General features: G+C 42.7%; 12 protein-coding genes. All 12 read left to right on the top strand.

Features of this window, described 5'->3' with window-relative positions; all coding sequences use genetic code 11:
- The first annotated feature begins 7 nt into the window (after positions 1 to 7).
- Positions 8 to 166 carry a hypothetical protein gene (locus E3D81_RS17205; protein WP_167554253.1) on the top strand — a complete coding sequence of 53 codons (159 nt, stop codon included), beginning with the start codon at positions 8 to 10 and terminating at the stop codon, positions 164 to 166.
- A gap of 57 nt (positions 167 to 223) precedes the next feature.
- Complete coding sequence (rlmF, locus tag E3D81_RS06815; protein WP_134776906.1) at positions 224 to 1,114, top strand: 23S rRNA (adenine(1618)-N(6))-methyltransferase RlmF; 891 nt, start codon at positions 224 to 226, stop codon at positions 1,112 to 1,114.
- Positions 1,115 to 1,663: 549 nt separating this feature from the next.
- Positions 1,664 to 4,558, top strand: coding sequence for a SusC/RagA family TonB-linked outer membrane protein (locus E3D81_RS06820; RefSeq protein WP_167554254.1), 2,895 nt, complete (start codon positions 1,664 to 1,666; stop codon positions 4,556 to 4,558).
- Positions 4,559 to 4,624: 66 nt separating this feature from the next.
- The gene (locus E3D81_RS06825) at positions 4,625 to 6,070 is read left to right on the top strand and encodes a RagB/SusD family nutrient uptake outer membrane protein (RefSeq protein ID WP_245153305.1); all 1,446 of its coding nucleotides are present in this window, start codon (positions 4,625 to 4,627) and stop codon (positions 6,068 to 6,070) included.
- Between the two features lie 11 nt (positions 6,071 to 6,081).
- A complete protein-coding gene (locus E3D81_RS06830) occupies positions 6,082 to 7,182 on the top strand; it encodes a discoidin domain-containing protein (RefSeq protein WP_134776908.1) in 1,101 nt (366 codons plus the stop codon).
- Between the two features lie 19 nt (positions 7,183 to 7,201).
- Positions 7,202 to 8,293 (top strand): DUF5007 domain-containing protein, encoded by a 1,092-nt coding sequence (locus E3D81_RS06835; RefSeq protein WP_245153306.1) that lies wholly within the window; start codon positions 7,202 to 7,204, stop codon positions 8,291 to 8,293.
- Between the two features lie 11 nt (positions 8,294 to 8,304).
- Positions 8,305 to 11,436 carry a SusC/RagA family TonB-linked outer membrane protein gene (locus E3D81_RS06840; RefSeq protein WP_245153307.1) on the top strand — a complete coding sequence of 1,044 codons (3,132 nt, stop codon included), beginning with the start codon at positions 8,305 to 8,307 and terminating at the stop codon, positions 11,434 to 11,436.
- A 12-nt stretch (positions 11,437 to 11,448) separates the two neighbouring features.
- Positions 11,449 to 12,987 carry a RagB/SusD family nutrient uptake outer membrane protein gene (locus E3D81_RS06845; RefSeq protein ID WP_134776909.1) on the top strand — a complete coding sequence of 513 codons (1,539 nt, stop codon included), beginning with the start codon at positions 11,449 to 11,451 and terminating at the stop codon, positions 12,985 to 12,987.
- Between the two features lie 2 nt (positions 12,988 to 12,989).
- The gene (locus tag E3D81_RS06850) at positions 12,990 to 13,727 is read left to right on the top strand and encodes a fasciclin domain-containing protein (protein ID WP_144038113.1); all 738 of its coding nucleotides are present in this window, start codon (positions 12,990 to 12,992) and stop codon (positions 13,725 to 13,727) included.
- A gap of 3 nt (positions 13,728 to 13,730) precedes the next feature.
- Positions 13,731 to 15,335, top strand: a complete 1,605-nt coding sequence (locus E3D81_RS06855) for a DUF5008 domain-containing protein (RefSeq protein ID WP_134776910.1) — start codon at positions 13,731 to 13,733, stop codon at positions 15,333 to 15,335.
- A 10-nt stretch (positions 15,336 to 15,345) separates the two neighbouring features.
- Positions 15,346 to 17,064, top strand: coding sequence for a LamG-like jellyroll fold domain-containing protein (locus E3D81_RS06860; protein ID WP_134776911.1), 1,719 nt, complete (start codon positions 15,346 to 15,348; stop codon positions 17,062 to 17,064).
- Between the two features lie 10 nt (positions 17,065 to 17,074).
- The gene (locus E3D81_RS06865) at positions 17,075 to 18,457 is read left to right on the top strand and encodes a discoidin domain-containing protein (protein WP_134776912.1); all 1,383 of its coding nucleotides are present in this window, start codon (positions 17,075 to 17,077) and stop codon (positions 18,455 to 18,457) included.
- Positions 18,458 to 18,465: the final 8 nt, after the last annotated feature.

The following is an 18,465-nucleotide window of genomic DNA, read 5'->3' on the forward strand; positions in this document are numbered from 1 at the left end:
GATAGGCGTGGAAACACGACTGGCCGTCATTGCGAGGACCATCGTCATTGCGAGGACCATCGTCATTGCGAGGACCATCGTCATTGCGAGGACCATCGTCATTGCGAGGAACGAAGCAATCTTTACGCTAATCGAAAGATTGCTTCGTCGTACCTCCTCGCAATGACGATGGCCTGGCAATCACCCGAATACCCAATGACTACATAATTTGTCATATTAAACAATGGAAAAAAAAATTAAGAATCTACATCCACGCAATAAATTCAATCAAGAGTACGATTTCATCCCTTTGATAAAACGTGTCCCTGAACTCAAGAAACAGCTTATCAAAACCCCAGACGACCGTACTAGTCTTGATTTCAGAGATCCAAAATCCGTGTTCCTATTGAACAAGGCCCTTTTGGAATCCTCCTACGACCTTCGTGGTTGGGAAATCCTGGAAAACAGCCTTTGCCCATCCATCCCTGGACGTTTGAATTACATCCATTACTTAGCAGACCTATTCAAAGCTCGTCCTGGAAAACCGGTTCGTGTATTGGATGTTGGTACAGGTTCATCAGTAATCTATCCTTTATTAGGCGCGAAGGAATATGGTTGGCATTTTGTAGGATCAGAAGTTCACAAACCATCGATCCAACAGGCCAAGAACATCCTGGCAAAAAATCCGGAATTCCGCCAAACCATAGAACTAAGAGAACAAAAGAATCCAGATTTGATCCTAAAAGGGATCATCCATGCTGGAGAATATTTTGATGCCATCATGTGCAACCCTCCTTTCTATAAATCAAGAGAGGACTATGAAAAGACGGTTACCAAAAAGAACAGTAAACTGCATCAAACATCCGAAGACCTATCTACCAATTTCAAAGGTTTAGATAATGAATTATGGGTAGCGGGAGGTGAAAAAAAATTCATCAGCCAGTTGATCTATGAAAGCATCGAACTGAAAGATCAAATCGGCATTTGCACAACCTTGGTTTCTAATAAGGAAAACATCAAACCTCTTCGAGCTATCCTCGAATACCATAAAATTCAGGATATCAAAGTGACGACCATGCAACAGGGCAATAAGATCAGTAGGATCTTATCCTGGAAATTGAGCGGATCGAAATAAGAAATTGAACAAAATAAAGAGCGGAGCGTCAAAAAAAGGTTTATGAAGGAATTCATAAACCTTTTTTGTTACATTGACCCTAATACCTGTTTAAACGCTGATACTTAAGCACTACGAATCTTCACATTTTTTTTACAAAAATTTTGCTAAAACGATTTTAATTTTTAAATTCGTTATAACCATTATATAATTTAAAACAAAAACAGTCACCATCATGAACCTATTTTTTCCAAAAATTATCGTCAATTTCTATAGACCTTAATAAGTCTACTGAAAATTTGTTGGCCAAAACCTAGGTATAAGCTAACAAACCTTTACCAAACTACTTGCTAAATCGTTTTTTACAAGACGACTAGCACCTTATTGCCCTATTTGAACCTCAAATATTAACCTTTAGACAAACCAACATATGATTACACAACGACACAAGCCAAAACTGAAAACTTAGCCGGAAACCAAATTTTAGCTAATAGCTCTTCAATTAAACCTTATTTAATAACCAATAAAAAGCTCTACATTATGAGTGTAAAATGGAAGTTTAAATCGTTAATGATTTTGACTCTCTTATCTGCCCAAATGGCGGATGCCGATGAGTTGAATGAGTTTTTCGTTGATAAACAAGACACTAGCCAAACCGACACGGTACCCGAGTTGAGAGCCGTTTACCGCTTTGATCAAGCCAACAACAAGGTGGGCTCCATCAAGAATATTTCCTTGATCACCGCCCATAGCCTTCCGCAATTAATCAAAGGGGAACTACCAGGTGTCTATGTTTCGGAATCCAATGGGGAACCCGGAACCAGCCAGCAGATGTTTGTCCGCGGCCTCAACAAACCCATCTTTACCAATCGGGATATCTATAGTACCCAACCCCTCATCGTATTGGATGGAGTTCCCCAAATTGGAGAACATCCCTTTTCCTTTGATATCCAAAATTATGATGTGGAAAGAATTGGTCCTGAAAACAACCTATTGACCACCTTCGACATCGATAACATCGAAAGCATTGTGGTACACAAGGATTTGGCCACCTTGGCGAAATACGGCCCTATAGGTGTCAATGGTGTTATTGAAATCACCTCCAAAAAAAGCCTAGGACCAGATAAAAAAAGAATCTCCGTAAACAGTTATGGGGGATTTTCTGCAAGACCTGCTGTAACCACGATCAATGGTTCCTATGAAAATGCTTTCCGTAAGCAATTTTATGATCTTTTTACTACCAATGGCCGATATAATGAGGATGATGTTTACCCCATTTATTTAAGTGATTCGTTGAACAACAATTATTTCGGGCCCTCCAATTGGTCAGATAGTTATTACCACAATGGTTATAATTATGGTGCGAATGCTACCGTTGCCGGAGGTGGAAACCGCTCCAATTTCCAATTCAACCTGGGCACCATCCAAAATGGCGGTACAGCTGAGGATACTGAATTCGATAAACTGAATGCACGGTTCTATCTTAACCTTCGCCCTTTCAATTGGTTGGTTTTCGAAACCTTGGTCAATGTGAACCGACTCAATAGGGATAGGAATAAAAATCTCCGCAACCGTTACGCCATGATGGGGTACTTCCCAGATCTTGGTGCTCCCATATCACCCAATAAAGAGGTATATGATAAATACCTAGACGAATTCGACAAAAGCTTCGATAATAATTTCAACAACTTGTTGGGCGGATTTTTCGGATTGCAGTTCAATGTGGACAGGTTACGGTTCAAGACCAAATTCGGAATCGACTACAACGAGGGATACCGCGATCTTTTCTACCCGAGTACCATTTTGGAGTCCAATAACTTTGCTTCCAATTATTACGGCTATAACCAACGTATCCTTATCGATAATACCTTGGTCTATGATTTCCAAAACGACGCGAACTACTTCTATTTTGAAGCTGGCAATTCCTTTACATGGGATGTCTTTAAATACAATTATGCTTATGCCTTTAAAGGTGTAAATGATTACATAAAGATCAATTTATTAGGAGGAGACCAGAATTCCAGTGTGTTTCCAAAACAATTGATCTATAAATTCTTGGACAGGACCCGTCACAATATGATTTCGGTGTATGGTAAAGGTTCCTATACCTACGATAATACCTATACCGCATCCTTGATGCTTCGTTATGACGGATCTTCGAATGCCCAACCTACCGCACGATGGTTCTTCTCGCCTACCTTATCCTTGGGTTGGAATGCGAAGAACAGCCTAATGGCCGACAACGAACAGATCAGCCAATTGAATTTTCGTGCTTCGGTAGGGCGTTTAGGAATCTACAACATGTACGATAATTATTCCCAAGGACCAAGCTATACTGCACAGATCGGCTATACCGGAAACATGATCGTCCCTAGTTACAATGCCTTCGCTGCCTTGGTAAGACCCTATGAAGTGGGCTGGGTAGGATACGATATCCCTTGGAGCTATATGGATGAAGTCAATATTGGGATGGATCTTGGTTTACAGCAAAACAAACTTCAGTTCAGTCTGGATGCCTATGTTCGGGATACCAAAGATCAATTGGTGATGCTTCCCGGCAAAAGAGATTTCGGATATAAATACCAATACGAAAGTGGATTGGATGTGCGAAATATGGGCGTGGACCTGGGGATCAGTGGAGATATCATCAACAAAAGCCAACTTTCTTGGAATTCTGGGATTATCCTAGGTTTTAATACCAACAAGATCTTGGCTCTGCCAAATGGACTGGATGAGGTAGCCGTGGACAACCGCTTATTAAAAGTAGGTGAACGAGTGGATGCTTTCTGGTTATTGGAGAACCAAGGGATCTATCTGACCGATAATGATGTTCCACAGCAGTCGGGTCAGTTACTGACCTATCGTGCTATCGATCTAAAAGCTGGAGATCCTATCTGGAAAGACCAGAATGGTGATTTCAACATCGATGATGAAGACCGGATCGTGAAAGGAAACATTATCCCTAAAGTATCTGGTAGCTGGAACAATAGCCTACGATATAACAATTTCGACCTAAACCTTAATTTTTATTTCAACCTGGGTAGAAGTATCATGAACCAAGAAATGTCCAACCGCTTCAATTTCATTGAAAATGAAAATGCTCGGGAGATCGATGCGATCAAAGAGATCACTTATTGGGAGAAAAGAGGCGATTACAGCAAATATCCGCTCTATAATCCATGGAGTTCGGTGAGTCCTTATCAGGTCAATCAATCCCTATTCTTGGAAAATGGATCCTTCGTCAAGTTGCGGACTGTTTCCCTTGGTTACAACATGAAGGATGTTTTGAGCAGCAAGTACAGCAAGAAAATGGATCTGTATGTCTATCTGTCTGCCAACAACCTTTTGACTTTATCGCCTTATTCAGGTCGGGATCCGGAGTTAGTTAATTATTTAGGTTATGACTTAGGTTATTCGCTTCCTTTGCCGAAAACCTTTGCTCTAGGCTTCAAACTTAATTTATAACCCGTTATGAAAAGATTATTATTTATTATTCTGATATCATCTTTAACCCTAACATCCTGCAAAAAGATGTTAGATATAGACTCCAGTCGCTTGGTTTCTGAAGAGAACATGTGGTTAAAATTAGAGGATTCCAGAGCAGCGTTGATGGGGGTTTATGGATTGACAAAAGCCGCCCTGAATGATCATAATGCCCATTGGCTTTATGGTGAAGTTCGCTCCGGCGATTTCAGCATTCCGATTCGTCAAGATCTGAAAGCCATCAGTAGCCATAACCTATCCCCTTCTTACGGAGTAATGGAAGACCTTAAAAGCTGGCGGAGATTCTATGCGGTTATCAATGCGGCTAATATCTTTATTGAACGTGTTCCGGAGGTTTTGGCGAATGATAAACGCTATACCGATAACAATATGGTGGTGGATGTAGCGCAAGCTCGCTTTCTAAGGGCCTTTGCCTATTTTTATATGGTTCGGATCTGGGGCGATGTGCCATTGATCACGTCCTCTCAGGAAGGAAAGTTTACCGATGCTCCTCGTGAAGACCAATTCAAGGTTTTGGCCTGGGTTCAGCAGGAGTTGGAAGCTGCCGCTGCAGATCTTCCTTATCGTTATTCTGTTAATGACCCACAGCAGATCGGAAATTATTACAATGAAGCACCGTCTCGCTGGGACGGTGCATTGGCCAGAAAATTAACGGCTTATGCCCTATTGGCGCATGTGGCCGCTTGGCAGAGCAATTATCCTGATGCAGCAACCTATTCCAAATTTGTTGTCGATAATTATGGCAAAGCAGGCATGGGATTGATCCCTTCAGAAACCCTCTCGGCTGCAAATGGCTTTTTCTACGATAAAAACAGTAACCAATTACTGGGCTTCGGTCATGTGTACAACCATGTGGAAGGTTCCTTCACCGGACATATCGAAGAATTGACCTTGGCAACACCGGTGGTGGATAAGACCATTCCAGATATGTTCCTTCCGAAGGATAAAATCCTTCAGTATTTCAATGAGGCCAATGACCAACGATTCAGTGCAGATACTTTGGGGAATCCTACGTCTGAAAACTATTTCAGGAACTTCAATGGTCGCTATCCCATCTTCAGCAAAATCAAGTGTATCCTTGGTGGTGTAACCAACCCAACTTTCCGTTTGTTCTCGAGTGCTACGGTCTTTACGCGTCTTGAAGATATTTACTTATTACGTGCGGAATCATTAGCGGTATTGGGCGAAACCAATGGCGCCATCGATCTGCTGAACACGCTGCGGGAAAGAAGAGGTCTCGCCAAGTATGCCTTTGAGAAAAATGGTGAATTGGTGGATGCGATCTTCCATGAACGGAACAGAGAGTTGATGGGAGAAGGTCATCGATGGTATGACTTGATTCGATATAGCCGCCTAAAGAATGACAATTCGCCGATCAACCAGATGATTCGAGCAAACGCCATTTATTGGCCAATTGCGAAAGATGTACTGGCACAGAACAGCAAGTTAACCCAAAATGAGTACTGGAAATAATAAGAAGCATCATGAAGAAACATTCAAAATACCTTTATTTCCTTTTCATCATCCTTATAACAGCCTGTACGAAAGATGCTGGCTATTATAATGAAGAGGTACAAAAAATAAAATTCAATGGTACCATCTATGATTACCTATTAAGTAAACACGGTGTTTTCGATTCCTTGGTGAAAGTGGTGGGCCGTACAGAGATGGAAAAACTATTGAAGGAATCCAACAACATTACCTTGTTCGCGCCTACTAACCAAAGTTTCAAGATAGCGTTGGAGAACCTGAACAATACCCGTAAAAAGGCTGATAAACCCTTGGAATACATCAATAATGTGGATATCCTACATCTGGATACCATGATGTCACAATACCTGATCAGAGGCTATTACCCTACAGATTCCATGCTCTTAAAAGATGGTATCAATCTGTTCGATTATAAAAATGGCTATCCGATGAATGCCAAGGTGATCAGCGGCAATTCATCAGGATATTTGAAGGGTGGTCCGGTAATCATTCAGTATAGTGATACCAAAAGGAGCCAGTTTACCCGGAATTGGGTCACAGCCACCACGGAATCCATCAACATCCAAGCGGACAATGGTATTGTCCATGTTTTGGCTCCTGACCATGTGTTTGGTTTCAACGATTTCGTGAACAAATTGACCTATATTCCGCCTCCACCAAACCTATTTGTTACCGTGGGTGGTAAATTCAGCGTATCAAGAGAAAACTCCGGTGGACCTAATGCGGTAGAAGCCTCTAAATATGTATTCGATGGAAACCCAGAGACCAAATATTTAATAAGCGCCATGAACAATCCAGAGTGGATGCAGGTAGAACTGAATTCACCATCGGTAGCCAATGCCTATACCCTAACATCTGCCAACGACTTTCCAACACGGGATCCTGCAGATTGGCAATTACAAGCTTCTCATAACGGAACAGATTGGACTACCCTGGACTCCAGAAATTCGGAGGAATTTACATCCCGATTCCAACAACGGGTATTCTTTATCAATAATACCGTTGCCTATAAATTCTACCGACTACGCTTGATCCGCGTTCGGTCTGGAGTGGACATGCAATTAGCCGATTGGAGTGTAAACAAACATGATTAACCTAACTGAATAGCTAAAAATGAAATTATCAAATTCCATACGATTAATGAGCGTCTTGTTAGGCAGTTGTTCACTTTTCGCTGCTTGTAAGGAAACCTTTGAACTTCCTGCAGACCGCGACTTCATCAGTGAAAACATTACTTACGAGAACAAAGTTATCCAACCTATCATAGGTCGGGATAATATACATACAGGTTTACTCTTGGATAACTCCACCTTGCCCCTGAAGTTTGAGATCATCAATCCGCGGTACGGTGATGGAACTCCTTATACGGATGTTTTCCAAAAGGCACCGACCTATGAATGGATCGCCGAATACGATGGTAAGGAGAAATCCTTAGCGGAAATCGAAGCCAAAAGGCATCTGGTTGAAAAACCATATTTTGAAGTGGACGATTATGGAAGGTTCATTATGTACGGATCTTCCACGAACGAGACGGTCGCTCCTAGACCTGCTGATACAGTGGTGAAGACTCAGGATGTTCGGTTCTTTGACCTTAAGGTATCCAATTCTGGAGGCTTTCAGATCATCAAAGACCTACAGTTGATCCCTTGGCGGCAACGGGATTATTCGCCAGATTATGATATGAATCCCTATACGGGCGGAGTGGCGCCAGATCCTAGAAACCCGAAGGATCCCTCGAAAAGAGAATACCTGAAGCCTTCTTGGTTCAGCAACATCATCGGGGTTAACTCGAATACCAACCTGAAGAATGATGATAAGCAGACAGACTTGGTGGTATTTATTCGAAGGTTTGAAGGTGGAAACGGTAAGAGCCTGCGGTTTAGGTTTTTGAATCCAGATAGCACTTCCATCAACCCCGCAAAGTTCAATGAAACAAAATGGGACTTATTGGTACATGGGTTCAACAAACAGATGACCAGTGAATATGTACAATATGATGTTGCTTATCCGATTCCATTGACCAGTATCCGAACCGATTACAATTCCGGCAGCAATGCCCGGGTCGTCTTCAAATATTCCCGAACCGGAATGGGAGGAACATTGACCTATGGCGAGATGGGGTTGGATTTCAGGATTTTCAAGCCTGGCGATTGGGAGATCGTGTTTATGTTCCGTAGAGAGAGTCCAAAATTTGAGGATGAATAAATATTAACCTTATGAAACTACAGAAAAATATCATTTTATATATGGTGATGGCTGTCCTTTCCATTTCATTTGCCATGGCCCAGAACCAGCAGATTCAAGGAAAGGTATTGGATGAATCCAACAAGCCGGTAAGTGGGGTTACAATATTAAACGCCTCGAACAACCGCGCCTTGACAGCAACCAAAGATAATGGCGAATTTACCGTTACGGTTCCGGCCAATACGACCTTGATTTTTCGAGGTATTGGATTTACAGAAAGAAGGATCAAGATCAATGTGAACCAAACTTCTTTGACGGTTCGCTTGAGTGCAACAGATAACCAAGTGGAAGAAGTCGTGGTACGTGGTTATGTAGCCCGTTCCAAGGAAAAAACCACCGGTTCATCCTATTCCTTAGGTGAGAAAGATATCAAAGATAATCCTGCCATCAATATTGAGTCCTTGATGCAAGGAAAAGTTCCTGGATTGAACATTCAGGTGAATACCGGTGCGCCAGGTTTCCGTGGATCCACACAGATCCGGGGTCTATCCACCCTTTCCACACAAGGTACGGGTAATGAATCGATCCTGATGCCGACCTCTCCTTTGTATGTAATCGATGGGGTCCCGATGGATGCGGACAGAGCTTCAGAGTTCGGTCTTCAACAACAAGGTCCGGGTATCAGCCCACTTTCCTTGATTCCACCGGAAGATGTGGAGAGCATTGAGATTCTAAAAGATGCCCAAGCAACATCCTTATACGGATCTAGAGGAGCATATGGTGTAATCATCATCAATACCAAACGAGGTAATTCAGAGGTGCCAAGGATCAATTATACGCATTCCTCCTTTATGAGGTCGATCCCTAAACTACGGGAGACCTTGGGCGGTAATATGGAAAGAAACCTAAAATTGCTTCAGATCTATACCAATGCTCGTACGCAAGGGGAATTGGATAAAATTATGCAGACGCCTTCCCTAGCGGATAGTCTAAACTCCTACTTCAACAATTCCACCAACTGGCAGGGCTTGTTCTATCAGAACACGTTTAACCAGAACCACAACTTCAGTATGGATGGTGGAAATCAGCAATTATCCTATAAAGCCAACCTCAATTTCTACGATGAAACCGGGGTCATCAAGAATACTGGATTTACCCGTTATTCGTCGAACTTAAGGATGGATTACCGTCCTTCCAGACGATTTGAGTTTGTAGGTCAGGTGTTTGCCCAACTGGGAAAGATGAACAAAGGGGATGGAACAGGTATTCTACAGACCGGGGTAGCCAGTGGAGGTCAGTCTTCCACCCTATTGCCACCTCCAGGATTCTTTACCGCCTCTTCGGATTATGTTGCCGCGATCAGAACACGGAACGACAATAAAACCAAATTAATAAAACCCTTTATTGAAGCTGGGGTGGAGATCATTGATAATCTCCGATTCCGTACGACACTGAGTTATGAACTGTCTTCCGGCACAGAGGAGAAATTCTCGCCAGCAGCCTCTTCGGGCCAATTCTCTGAAGTATATGCCTTCAATAACCGTTATTCGCAATTCTATAGCCGGAATAACCTGAACTATTCAAAAACATTGAAAGAAGATCATGATTTGTTCTTCAGCATTTTCAATGAGATCATCCATGTGACCAACCAGAATTCGGTCATTACGCAACGTCGTACTCCGAACGATCAGTTTGAAGGTCCATTGGGTTATGATGGTTATTTTTCCAGTGGTGGTGGTATCCTGAGTTTTAAAAATGAGAAGGCACTATCTTTTGCTTTCGCAGGAAACTACAGCTATAAATCACGCTATGTACTGGATCTGACCTATCGTTTGGATGGATCTTCCTTGAATGGATTTGAAAACCTGTATACCAAGAATCCATCCATCGGATTGAAATGGAACATCCATCGGGAAGATTGGATCAAGGGATTGCCTTGGATCAATACCGCAGCGCTACGTGGTACCTGGGGAGTAAACGTGATGCCTACGGCAACCTTAGACCGGATCTATGGTAAATACAATATCTACGGGAACTACAATCAGCAAACAGGGATCGGTATCGACTCCTATCTGATTCCAAATCCTGATTTGAAACCGACGACTTCCATGCAGTACAACTTAGGATTTGACCTGATCATTCTGAACAACAAGATCGATATCATCTATGATACCTATTATAAACGTACAGAAAACCTGTATCAGGAATCCTATTTGAACAATACCACCGGTTTCTCCACGCTGTCCTCAAACGAAGGGGGTTTGGTAAACTATGGTCATGAGGTTTCCTTGCGATTGAGACCATTGAAAGGCGATAAGTTCTTTTGGATGCTATCGGTCAATGGCGCCTATAACCGGGATGTCCTTTTGCAATTGCCAAGTATCTTCAATGGTCAATTGATTCGTTGGGATGGTTCTGCGGCCAAACAACACATCCTGAACCGCGTAGGTACGCATGCCTTCTCCAATTATGTATTGGTGAACCGGGGTGTATATGCGACAGATGCGGATGTTCCGGTAGATCCGAGAACCGGCCTTCGCTATAGGACACCGGATGGTACCTTCTTCCAAGCTGGAGATCCGATCTGGGTTGATCAAAATGGGGATTATATTCTGGATGATAGGGATTATACCCGTTCAGGCAGTGCTCAACCGAATTTCATCGGCGGAATTCAGAATGAAATGTCCTACAAAGGCATCTCCTTGACGATCGCCGCTTCTTATACAGCCGGAAGAACAATTTTCAATAATGCATTAGCGGAACGTATGCGGCTGTTGGCAAATCCTTACGGTTTACAATCGGTAGTTCCATTGGATGATCTGGATATGTGGCGTCAGGATGGTGATATCGCCAAGTACCCGAATGCTTATGATTTCTCCCGTGCGGGCAATATCAATCCTCTGCGGAATGATCAAACCTTATGGGAAGAGAACGGATCTTACCTCAAAATCAATCAGGTATCCCTAGCCTATAATTTTGATCGGGAATTTTTAAAAAGATACAGGTTACAACGTTTCCGGGTCTATGCCACCATGGACAATGTTTACACCTTTTCAAAATATTCTGGACCTAACCCTGAGGGAGTGACCAGTTTAGGCCGTGACCTTTCCAATGGTTACCCGGTTCCTAGAGGTTATGCACTTGGTTTAAACTTATCCTTCTAAATCATGAAAACAATGAAAAGATTTAATTTAAAATTAGCTTCCGTAGGATTGGGTTTAATGCTCGGATTGGGTTCATGTAACAATTATCTGAATGTAGAACCTATAGACCGTTTAACTGGAAATAACTATTATAAATCTGCGGAAGATGTAGAGGCCAATTTTGCCTTTATCTACAGCCGTTTCTTCGATAAGATCAATGAATCCTGGGTAATGGGAGCCATTGGTGAAGCCCGTTCCGGTGAGATCTTCATCTCCCCTTTGGCCAATAATGAGAACAGCCGGAAAGTGATCGAGGTCATGGGTCAGAACGACCTGAACCAAGCCATCAGCAATCCTTTATTTGACTGGTACAATATAGACCGGATCACCAATTGGAAAACCTATTACGAGGTTATCCAGAATACGAATATCCTGATCCAGAAATTGGAAGAAGGAATTCCAGGCGTGAGTGACAGCGAAAAGAACCGATACCTTGCTGAGGCTAAGTTTATGCGCAATTTCACTTATTTCTGGATGTGCAGGTTATATGGTGATGTGGTGTACTACACCCAGCCCTATGAAGCTGCTGCCCTACCTCGGGAGGCCATGGTCTCGGTGATCAATAAATGCATCGAGGATCTGATGCCCCAGAAGGACCTGATGCCTTGGTCATTGAACGACCCATCCCTTCGCGGTGCAAGACCTGCCAAAGGAGCTATTATTGCCCTATTGATGCATATGAATATGTGGAACTCAGGTTTTGACCATGCCAATAAACAGAAGTATTATGAGGCCACTATAGCTTTAGGTAAGGAATTGCTTGCCAGCAACCAACATAAACTGATTGCTCCTTTTACAGATCAGAATTGGGCCATCGTGACCAAAGGTCGTAGTGAGGAATCCCTATTTGAGTTCTATAAAAGTATCAACTATGGTGACAATGTTAATCCATTGACGCCATTCTGGGATCACTTCTTACGTTGGCCATATAAGTTCCCACGTTTTACCAACCAGATCAGTCACTGTTATTACCTACCCTCCTATATGATGAGATTATTTCCAGAGGATGTGGCGGATAAACGCAGGGAGATGTGGTTTGAGGATATCTATTCCGGTAATGGGAATTTTGTACTTCGGAAATATGGTACCAATGTGTATGCATCAGGAAACGAAGATAAGAATCCGGACAATAGCTTCTTGATCTTCCGTTATGCAGATGCGATCTTGTTGTATGCAGAAGCATGTGCAGAAACAGGTTCGAATGATGATGAAGCGATCCGGGCAGTAAACCTGATCCGAACCCGCGCAGAAGCTACCCCATATACTGGTTCTGGTGGTGCTGAGCTAAAGGATTTTATATTCATGGAGCGAAGTCGGGAGTTGTTCGGCGAGAGCCATCATTATTTCGATCTGATCAGAACCCGTCGTATCCTGAATCCGACCTGGACCATGAGCCCATTGAGTTTAGACCAGTTCAACCGTGGAGGATGGACCTGGCCAATCGATCGAGAGGCTTTGCGCTATAACCCGAATATGCGATTAAATGATTATTGGACAACTATTGGACGCTAATGATGAAGAAGTTAACTAAGAATTTATCAATATGGGGTATGCTGGGGATACTGGGTTTCCTGGGCATATCCGGATGTGCAAAAGATGATTACTACAAAGATGGCGGACTAGCAAAAGCTGAATTTGATGGTACCATACTGGAATATTTAGATTCCAAACCTGTACTATTTGATTCCGTGGCAGCAATTATCCGAGCAGCAGAGATGGAGGAATTCTTCAACACGGAGGAATTCACCTTCTTCGCTCCTTCAGACCGGGATATCAAAGACCTGATCGGTTCAAAAGATAAAGGCGGCTTAAATAGGCGCTTGTATGATAATAAACAGGATACCATCAAAACTTTTACCGATGTGGATCCATCCATATGGCAACGATATCTTTACCGCTACATGTTCCGTGGTAAGAACAAGTTGGCGGATTATCCACAGATTGATTTTGGTTTATTGTCGCTATTTGGAGGTCAGAACTACCGATCCATGGCGGGAGATATCTTCAAGATCGGCGTGGTATTCAATGATGCTGTAGGAAGTGGAAGTAACCTCAAGTATATGGGATACCGCCAATTGCATGTAGGTCTGATTGGAGATCCTTCCAGGCCAGACAATTTTGATCCGGTGCCTGTTTCTACTTCGGATATCCAGCCTACCAATGGGGTGATCCACGTATTGGATTATACCAGGGTATCCTTTGGATTCGACCAGAACCAAGTTATGAACGATATTATTGAAAGTAAACGCTAAGTCATGAAAAGAAATTTTATATATACCTTAGGAATTCTTGTCGCCTTGGCGCTTTCTTCCTGTAATAAGGAAGTGGAATTCTTCTCAGAACCTTATCCGGAAGGCAAGGAAAACCTACTTGTCAAAATGGATCGAACCCTTAAACCTTCGCCTGAATTTGGGGCACCAGGAACGGAAGTGACCATCAAGGTCACCGGTCTTGAAGCTTATAAGGATAAAGCGATCTTCAATTTCAATGGGGAAAAGGCGGAAATCGTCAGCATCAACGATGAACAGATCGTGGTAAAAGTGCCCACATTTGCCAGTACAGGAGTGACCTCTATCTATATTGATGATATGATTGTTTTTGGGCCAAAGTTCACCGTATCAGGAAAAGTGAATATCGACCCTACCTGGGGAGCAACGAAAGGATCCAACGGTTCGATCAACGCCAATTTATGGACGATTGATGAGAAGTACATCTTTGTAGGGAATTTTAGCAATTACGAAGAGAAGGGTTCTGTAAAACCGATCAACAAATTGGTGCGGACCTTTAGAAACGGAACTTACGACATCAGTTGGAGAACTGGGGATGGATCCAATGGAAACATCAATTCCATCCTTCAATACCAGGACCATTACTATATCTCTGGGGGTTTTTCAGGATATGACCAACGTAAGGACAATATTTCGAACATCACCCGTATTCATCTGAGTGGTCGTATTGATACCATGGGCATCAAACCGTTCAGACGTCCGGAGCAGAATGATACCACGAAGTACTACCCTACCTTCAATGGTGGATTTGACCAGTTTGTAGCAAATATCTATGAACATAATGGAAAGATCATCGCCTCTGGAAATTTCAGATACCATATAAACCGGATCTATGGGGAGCCTAATTTTATGGAAACCAAAGACTCCGTGATCTTGGATTCTACGGAGATCCGCCATGTAGCCAGATTGAATACAGATGGAACGCTAGATAAGACCTACCGATTTACCGGAGACAAAGCATTTGCTGGCGCCAATGGATCGATCGAGACCTTTTTCCACGACGAGGGTCCTTTAAAAGGGAAGATCGTTGTATTCGGCAGGTTCAATCGTTTTGATGAGACTACCGTAGGAAATATCGTTCGTTTGAACGCCGATGGAACAGTAGACGCCTCCTTTAACACCGGCTCTGGAGCTAATTTCAAAGTGAATAAAGTAACCTACAACCCTATTACCAAAAAATATGTAGTCGTGGGCGAGTTCAAATCCTTCAATGGGGTGGAAACCGCTAGAATGGTCCTCTTGAACGAAGATGGAAGCATTGATAATACCTTTAAAGCGAAATCCTTTGGCAATGGTTACCCTTGGTATGCCAAGCAATTGAACGATGGATTGATCGTGGTAAGTGGTGGATTCATTGAATATGGAGGTGTGGCCAAGAATAGGTTTATGTTCCTGAAACCTGATGGATCCTTAGCTGAAGGCTATAATAATATTGGTCAAATGAATGGAAGTCTGAATCGGATAATAGAGACCACTTCGGAGGATGGAAAACGAGCCATCTTACTACTGGGCTCCTTTACTCGGATTGATGATTTTGTGGCGAATAACATAACACGTTTAATCCTTGAATAATTTGAACGCTATGAGAAAGAGAATATGTAAACCATTATATGCTGTGCTTTTTGTCCTGATGGGACTGTTTTTGAGTGCCTGTCAAGAAGAATTCAGCAAGATCATTCCTGAAAAAGAGGAAGAAGAAGTGGATGTTATCTACGGAACACCTAAGGTTTTGTTATTATTGGTGGATGGTGCACGCGGAGAATCTGTCAGAACAGCACAGATTCCTACCATGATGGGCATGCTTCCCAACGCGATCCATTCCTGGGTTTCCTTAAGTGAGGAGAATGCTTTGGATGTTGCATCCAATTGGACAGATGTCCTTACTGGCGTGAATTATGTGAAGCATGGCGTAAGATCTGACGATTTCAGCACCAATAAATTGGCTTCTTTTCCGGTAGTTTATAAACGGGTAATGGACTATGCAGATAGTATCAAGATGAATGTCATCAGTACCAAGCAGACCTTTATCGATCATTATGCTACAGGAATTACTTCCCAACTGGCCAGCAATGATGAGGATGTAAAGTCCAAAGTGATTGCTGCCTTAGGGCAATCGGATCTATCTTTTATCACGGGACATTTTAGTGATATTGATAAAGCTGGTGAGGCTTCGGGCTATGATAATTCCTACCCTACCTATAAGGCATCCATCGAAAAATTTGATGGGCAATTGGCAGAGATCATGACGGCGTTGAAGGCCCGACCTAATTATGCGAGAGAAAACTGGCTAGTGATCGTTACTTCTAGCCAAGGTGGACCATTTGAAATTCCCGAAGCACAGAACGACAATACCATTTTCAGTAATCCAGAGGTAAACACCTTCACCATCATGCACTCCCCTAAATTTGTCACTAAATTCATTGGGAAACCTTATATCGGAAATAAGTTCATTGGATCGTTCATGCGATTCAATGCAGAAAATTATGCTCAATTGGATGAAGGGGATAATCCTTTATTCGATCTGGATACCACCGATTTCACCATCGAGCTGAAGATCAAGAAGAATAAAGGTTCCAATAATAATTACAGTTTCAGTTATCCATCCATTATTGGTAAGCGAAAGCATTGGCAAGGCGCCTGGGATCGCGAAACGGATGGGATTGGATGGGTGATCCACCTTGCTGGTGAGTCTTGGATTTTTAATGCTCGTGGTGATAAGGGGACCGGAGAGATCAAGGCCGATAAAAACATGAACCGTGGCACTTGGAATTCCATTGCTGTGACTGGAAGTATCGTGGATGGTAAACGCATGGTGAAATTATACACCAATGGGGAACTATCAAAGGAAGGAGAAATAACAGGCTGGGGAAAAATATCCTCCGATGCGAAATTTAGGATTGGTTTTATCCCAACGCGTGAAAATTGGCGTTCCGATGCTTATCTGGCAGATATCAAATTCTGGAAAGCAGATTTGGGGAAGGATGTGATCAAACAATATAGCTGTGAGATAGGTGTTGATCCTAACCATCCTTACATGCAGTATCTGGTTGCTCATTATCCGATGATGCGATCTGAGGCAGGTATCATTAAGGATGAAGGAAGTTTTGGTCTACATCTGAAAACTGGAAATAGCAATTATCAGATCCTGAACTTCAACGATTACCTCTGTGCCCCATCTTCGCAGAATTTAGGCGCACAGGTTCCAAGGACCATCGATATAGCAACACAGATCATTAGTTGGCTAAAAGTTCCAAGACAATCAGGTTGGCAATTGGACGGCCGTGTATGGATTGATAAATAAGAAATGCCGTATGAAAAAGAAAATTAATCTCTATCTCTCCTATCTTTTCGTTGCAGCTATGGCATTTTCTGCCTGTTCTCGAGAAGACCTAAAGGAGTTTGAATCTACCCAGAATAATCCGACAACAGTTGGAACGGGTAGTATAGCCGGTCAGGTAATAAAAACAAACGAACAAGTGGTTGTTCCGGTAAGCATAAAGCTATCCAAACCCGCCGCCAAAGCTTTCGAAGTAGCCCTTGGTGTCAATCAGGAAGCCGCTCTTGAGCATATCGCCGATGGGAATCTTGGTTCCGATCATGTGGCGGTGGCGGCAGAATCGATCATGTTGCCCAATGCCATCAAGGTTAACTTTGGGGCTGATTCTAGCAAATTCGAAATCAAGATTACCCGCACAGAGGTAGAAAAATATTTCGGAAAAAATATTGTGATCGGCTATAAGATCACAGAAGCTGGAAAGGGTAATAACATCGATCCTACAAAAACCGATGGGGTGATCATTTTGAATACAGCGGATCTATTGGTTTTGGATGATATCCATTATATTTCCTTTACCAACGGTGCTGGTGAGGTTCTGGTTGCGAAAAACCAAACGAATTATGAAAGTGCCTCTTCGGGGATGTCCATCCCGATCGGTATCACACTGGCTAGTTTTCCCGGCCCTACCTTTACCGTGAACTTAGCAACCTCCACTGATACCATTGCCCAATTGATACAATCGGGTGTATTGCCGGCAAATACGGTTGCCCTACAGGCTGGTCAGTTCACTATGCCATCAAGGGTACAGGTTGCAAGCAACGCAAGAACCGCTAATTTTAATGTAGATGTTCCTTGGTCTGTTATCTCAGCAAACGTGAATAAACAATTGGCGATCATGGTGGAAATGACCAGTTCATCCCTTCATGTGATCAATCCGGCAAAAAGCTATACAATTTTGCTGATTGATTCGGAGAATGTAATTGAGGTCGATGTGACCAACCAAGGGGTATTCAGCGTGAATAAGGACAACTCGGGTGGTCCGAATGCGGGTGAAGGATCTTTAAAATTCATTGATGGTAATTATAATTCCAAATGGCTTGTGGGTAGTTTTGTTGGAGATCTTCAAGCGAAACTTGTTTTTAGCACGCCACAAAAGATCGGTTCTTATACATTAACATCTGGAAATGATGCATCGGATAGGGATCCGAATGTATGGCATCTGGAAGCTTCCAATGACGGAATTACCTGGACAACCATCGATTCGAGATCCGCTGAGGTATTTTCCTCACGGAACCTGACAAGAAGGTTTGATATTGATCTACCAAAAGCATATACCCATTACCGTTTGAATATTACGTCCAATGTGGGTTCCAGTTTGTTCCAAGCTTCCGAGTGGAGAATGATCAGAATTCCATAGCATATTTA

Origin of the sequence: Sphingobacterium sp. CZ-2, from assembly GCF_004526235.1 — a bacterium.
Taxonomy (GTDB): Bacteria; Bacteroidota; Bacteroidia; order Sphingobacteriales; family Sphingobacteriaceae; genus Sphingobacterium; species Sphingobacterium tenebrionis.

What these genes read in the sequence shown, in the direction of transcription:
- rlmF (WP_134776906.1), top strand. Translation starts at nt 224, where the DNA reads ATGGAAAAAAAAATTAAGAATCTACATCCACGCAATAAATTCAATCAA.
- E3D81_RS06820 (WP_167554254.1), top strand. Translation starts at nt 1,664, where the DNA reads ATGATTTTGACTCTCTTATCTGCCCAAATGGCGGATGCCGATGAGTTG.
- E3D81_RS06825 (WP_245153305.1), top strand. Translation starts at nt 4,625, where the DNA reads ATGTTAGATATAGACTCCAGTCGCTTGGTTTCTGAAGAGAACATGTGG.
- E3D81_RS06830 (WP_134776908.1), top strand. Translation starts at nt 6,082, where the DNA reads ATGAAGAAACATTCAAAATACCTTTATTTCCTTTTCATCATCCTTATA.
- E3D81_RS06835 (WP_245153306.1), top strand. Translation starts at nt 7,202, where the DNA reads ATGAAATTATCAAATTCCATACGATTAATGAGCGTCTTGTTAGGCAGT.
- E3D81_RS06840 (WP_245153307.1), top strand. Translation starts at nt 8,305, where the DNA reads ATGAAACTACAGAAAAATATCATTTTATATATGGTGATGGCTGTCCTT.
- E3D81_RS06845 (WP_134776909.1), top strand. Translation starts at nt 11,449, where the DNA reads ATGAAAAGATTTAATTTAAAATTAGCTTCCGTAGGATTGGGTTTAATG.
- E3D81_RS06850 (WP_144038113.1), top strand. Translation starts at nt 12,990, where the DNA reads ATGAAGAAGTTAACTAAGAATTTATCAATATGGGGTATGCTGGGGATA.
- E3D81_RS06855 (WP_134776910.1), top strand. Translation starts at nt 13,731, where the DNA reads ATGAAAAGAAATTTTATATATACCTTAGGAATTCTTGTCGCCTTGGCG.
- E3D81_RS06860 (WP_134776911.1), top strand. Translation starts at nt 15,346, where the DNA reads ATGAGAAAGAGAATATGTAAACCATTATATGCTGTGCTTTTTGTCCTG.
- E3D81_RS06865 (WP_134776912.1), top strand. Translation starts at nt 17,075, where the DNA reads ATGAAAAAGAAAATTAATCTCTATCTCTCCTATCTTTTCGTTGCAGCT.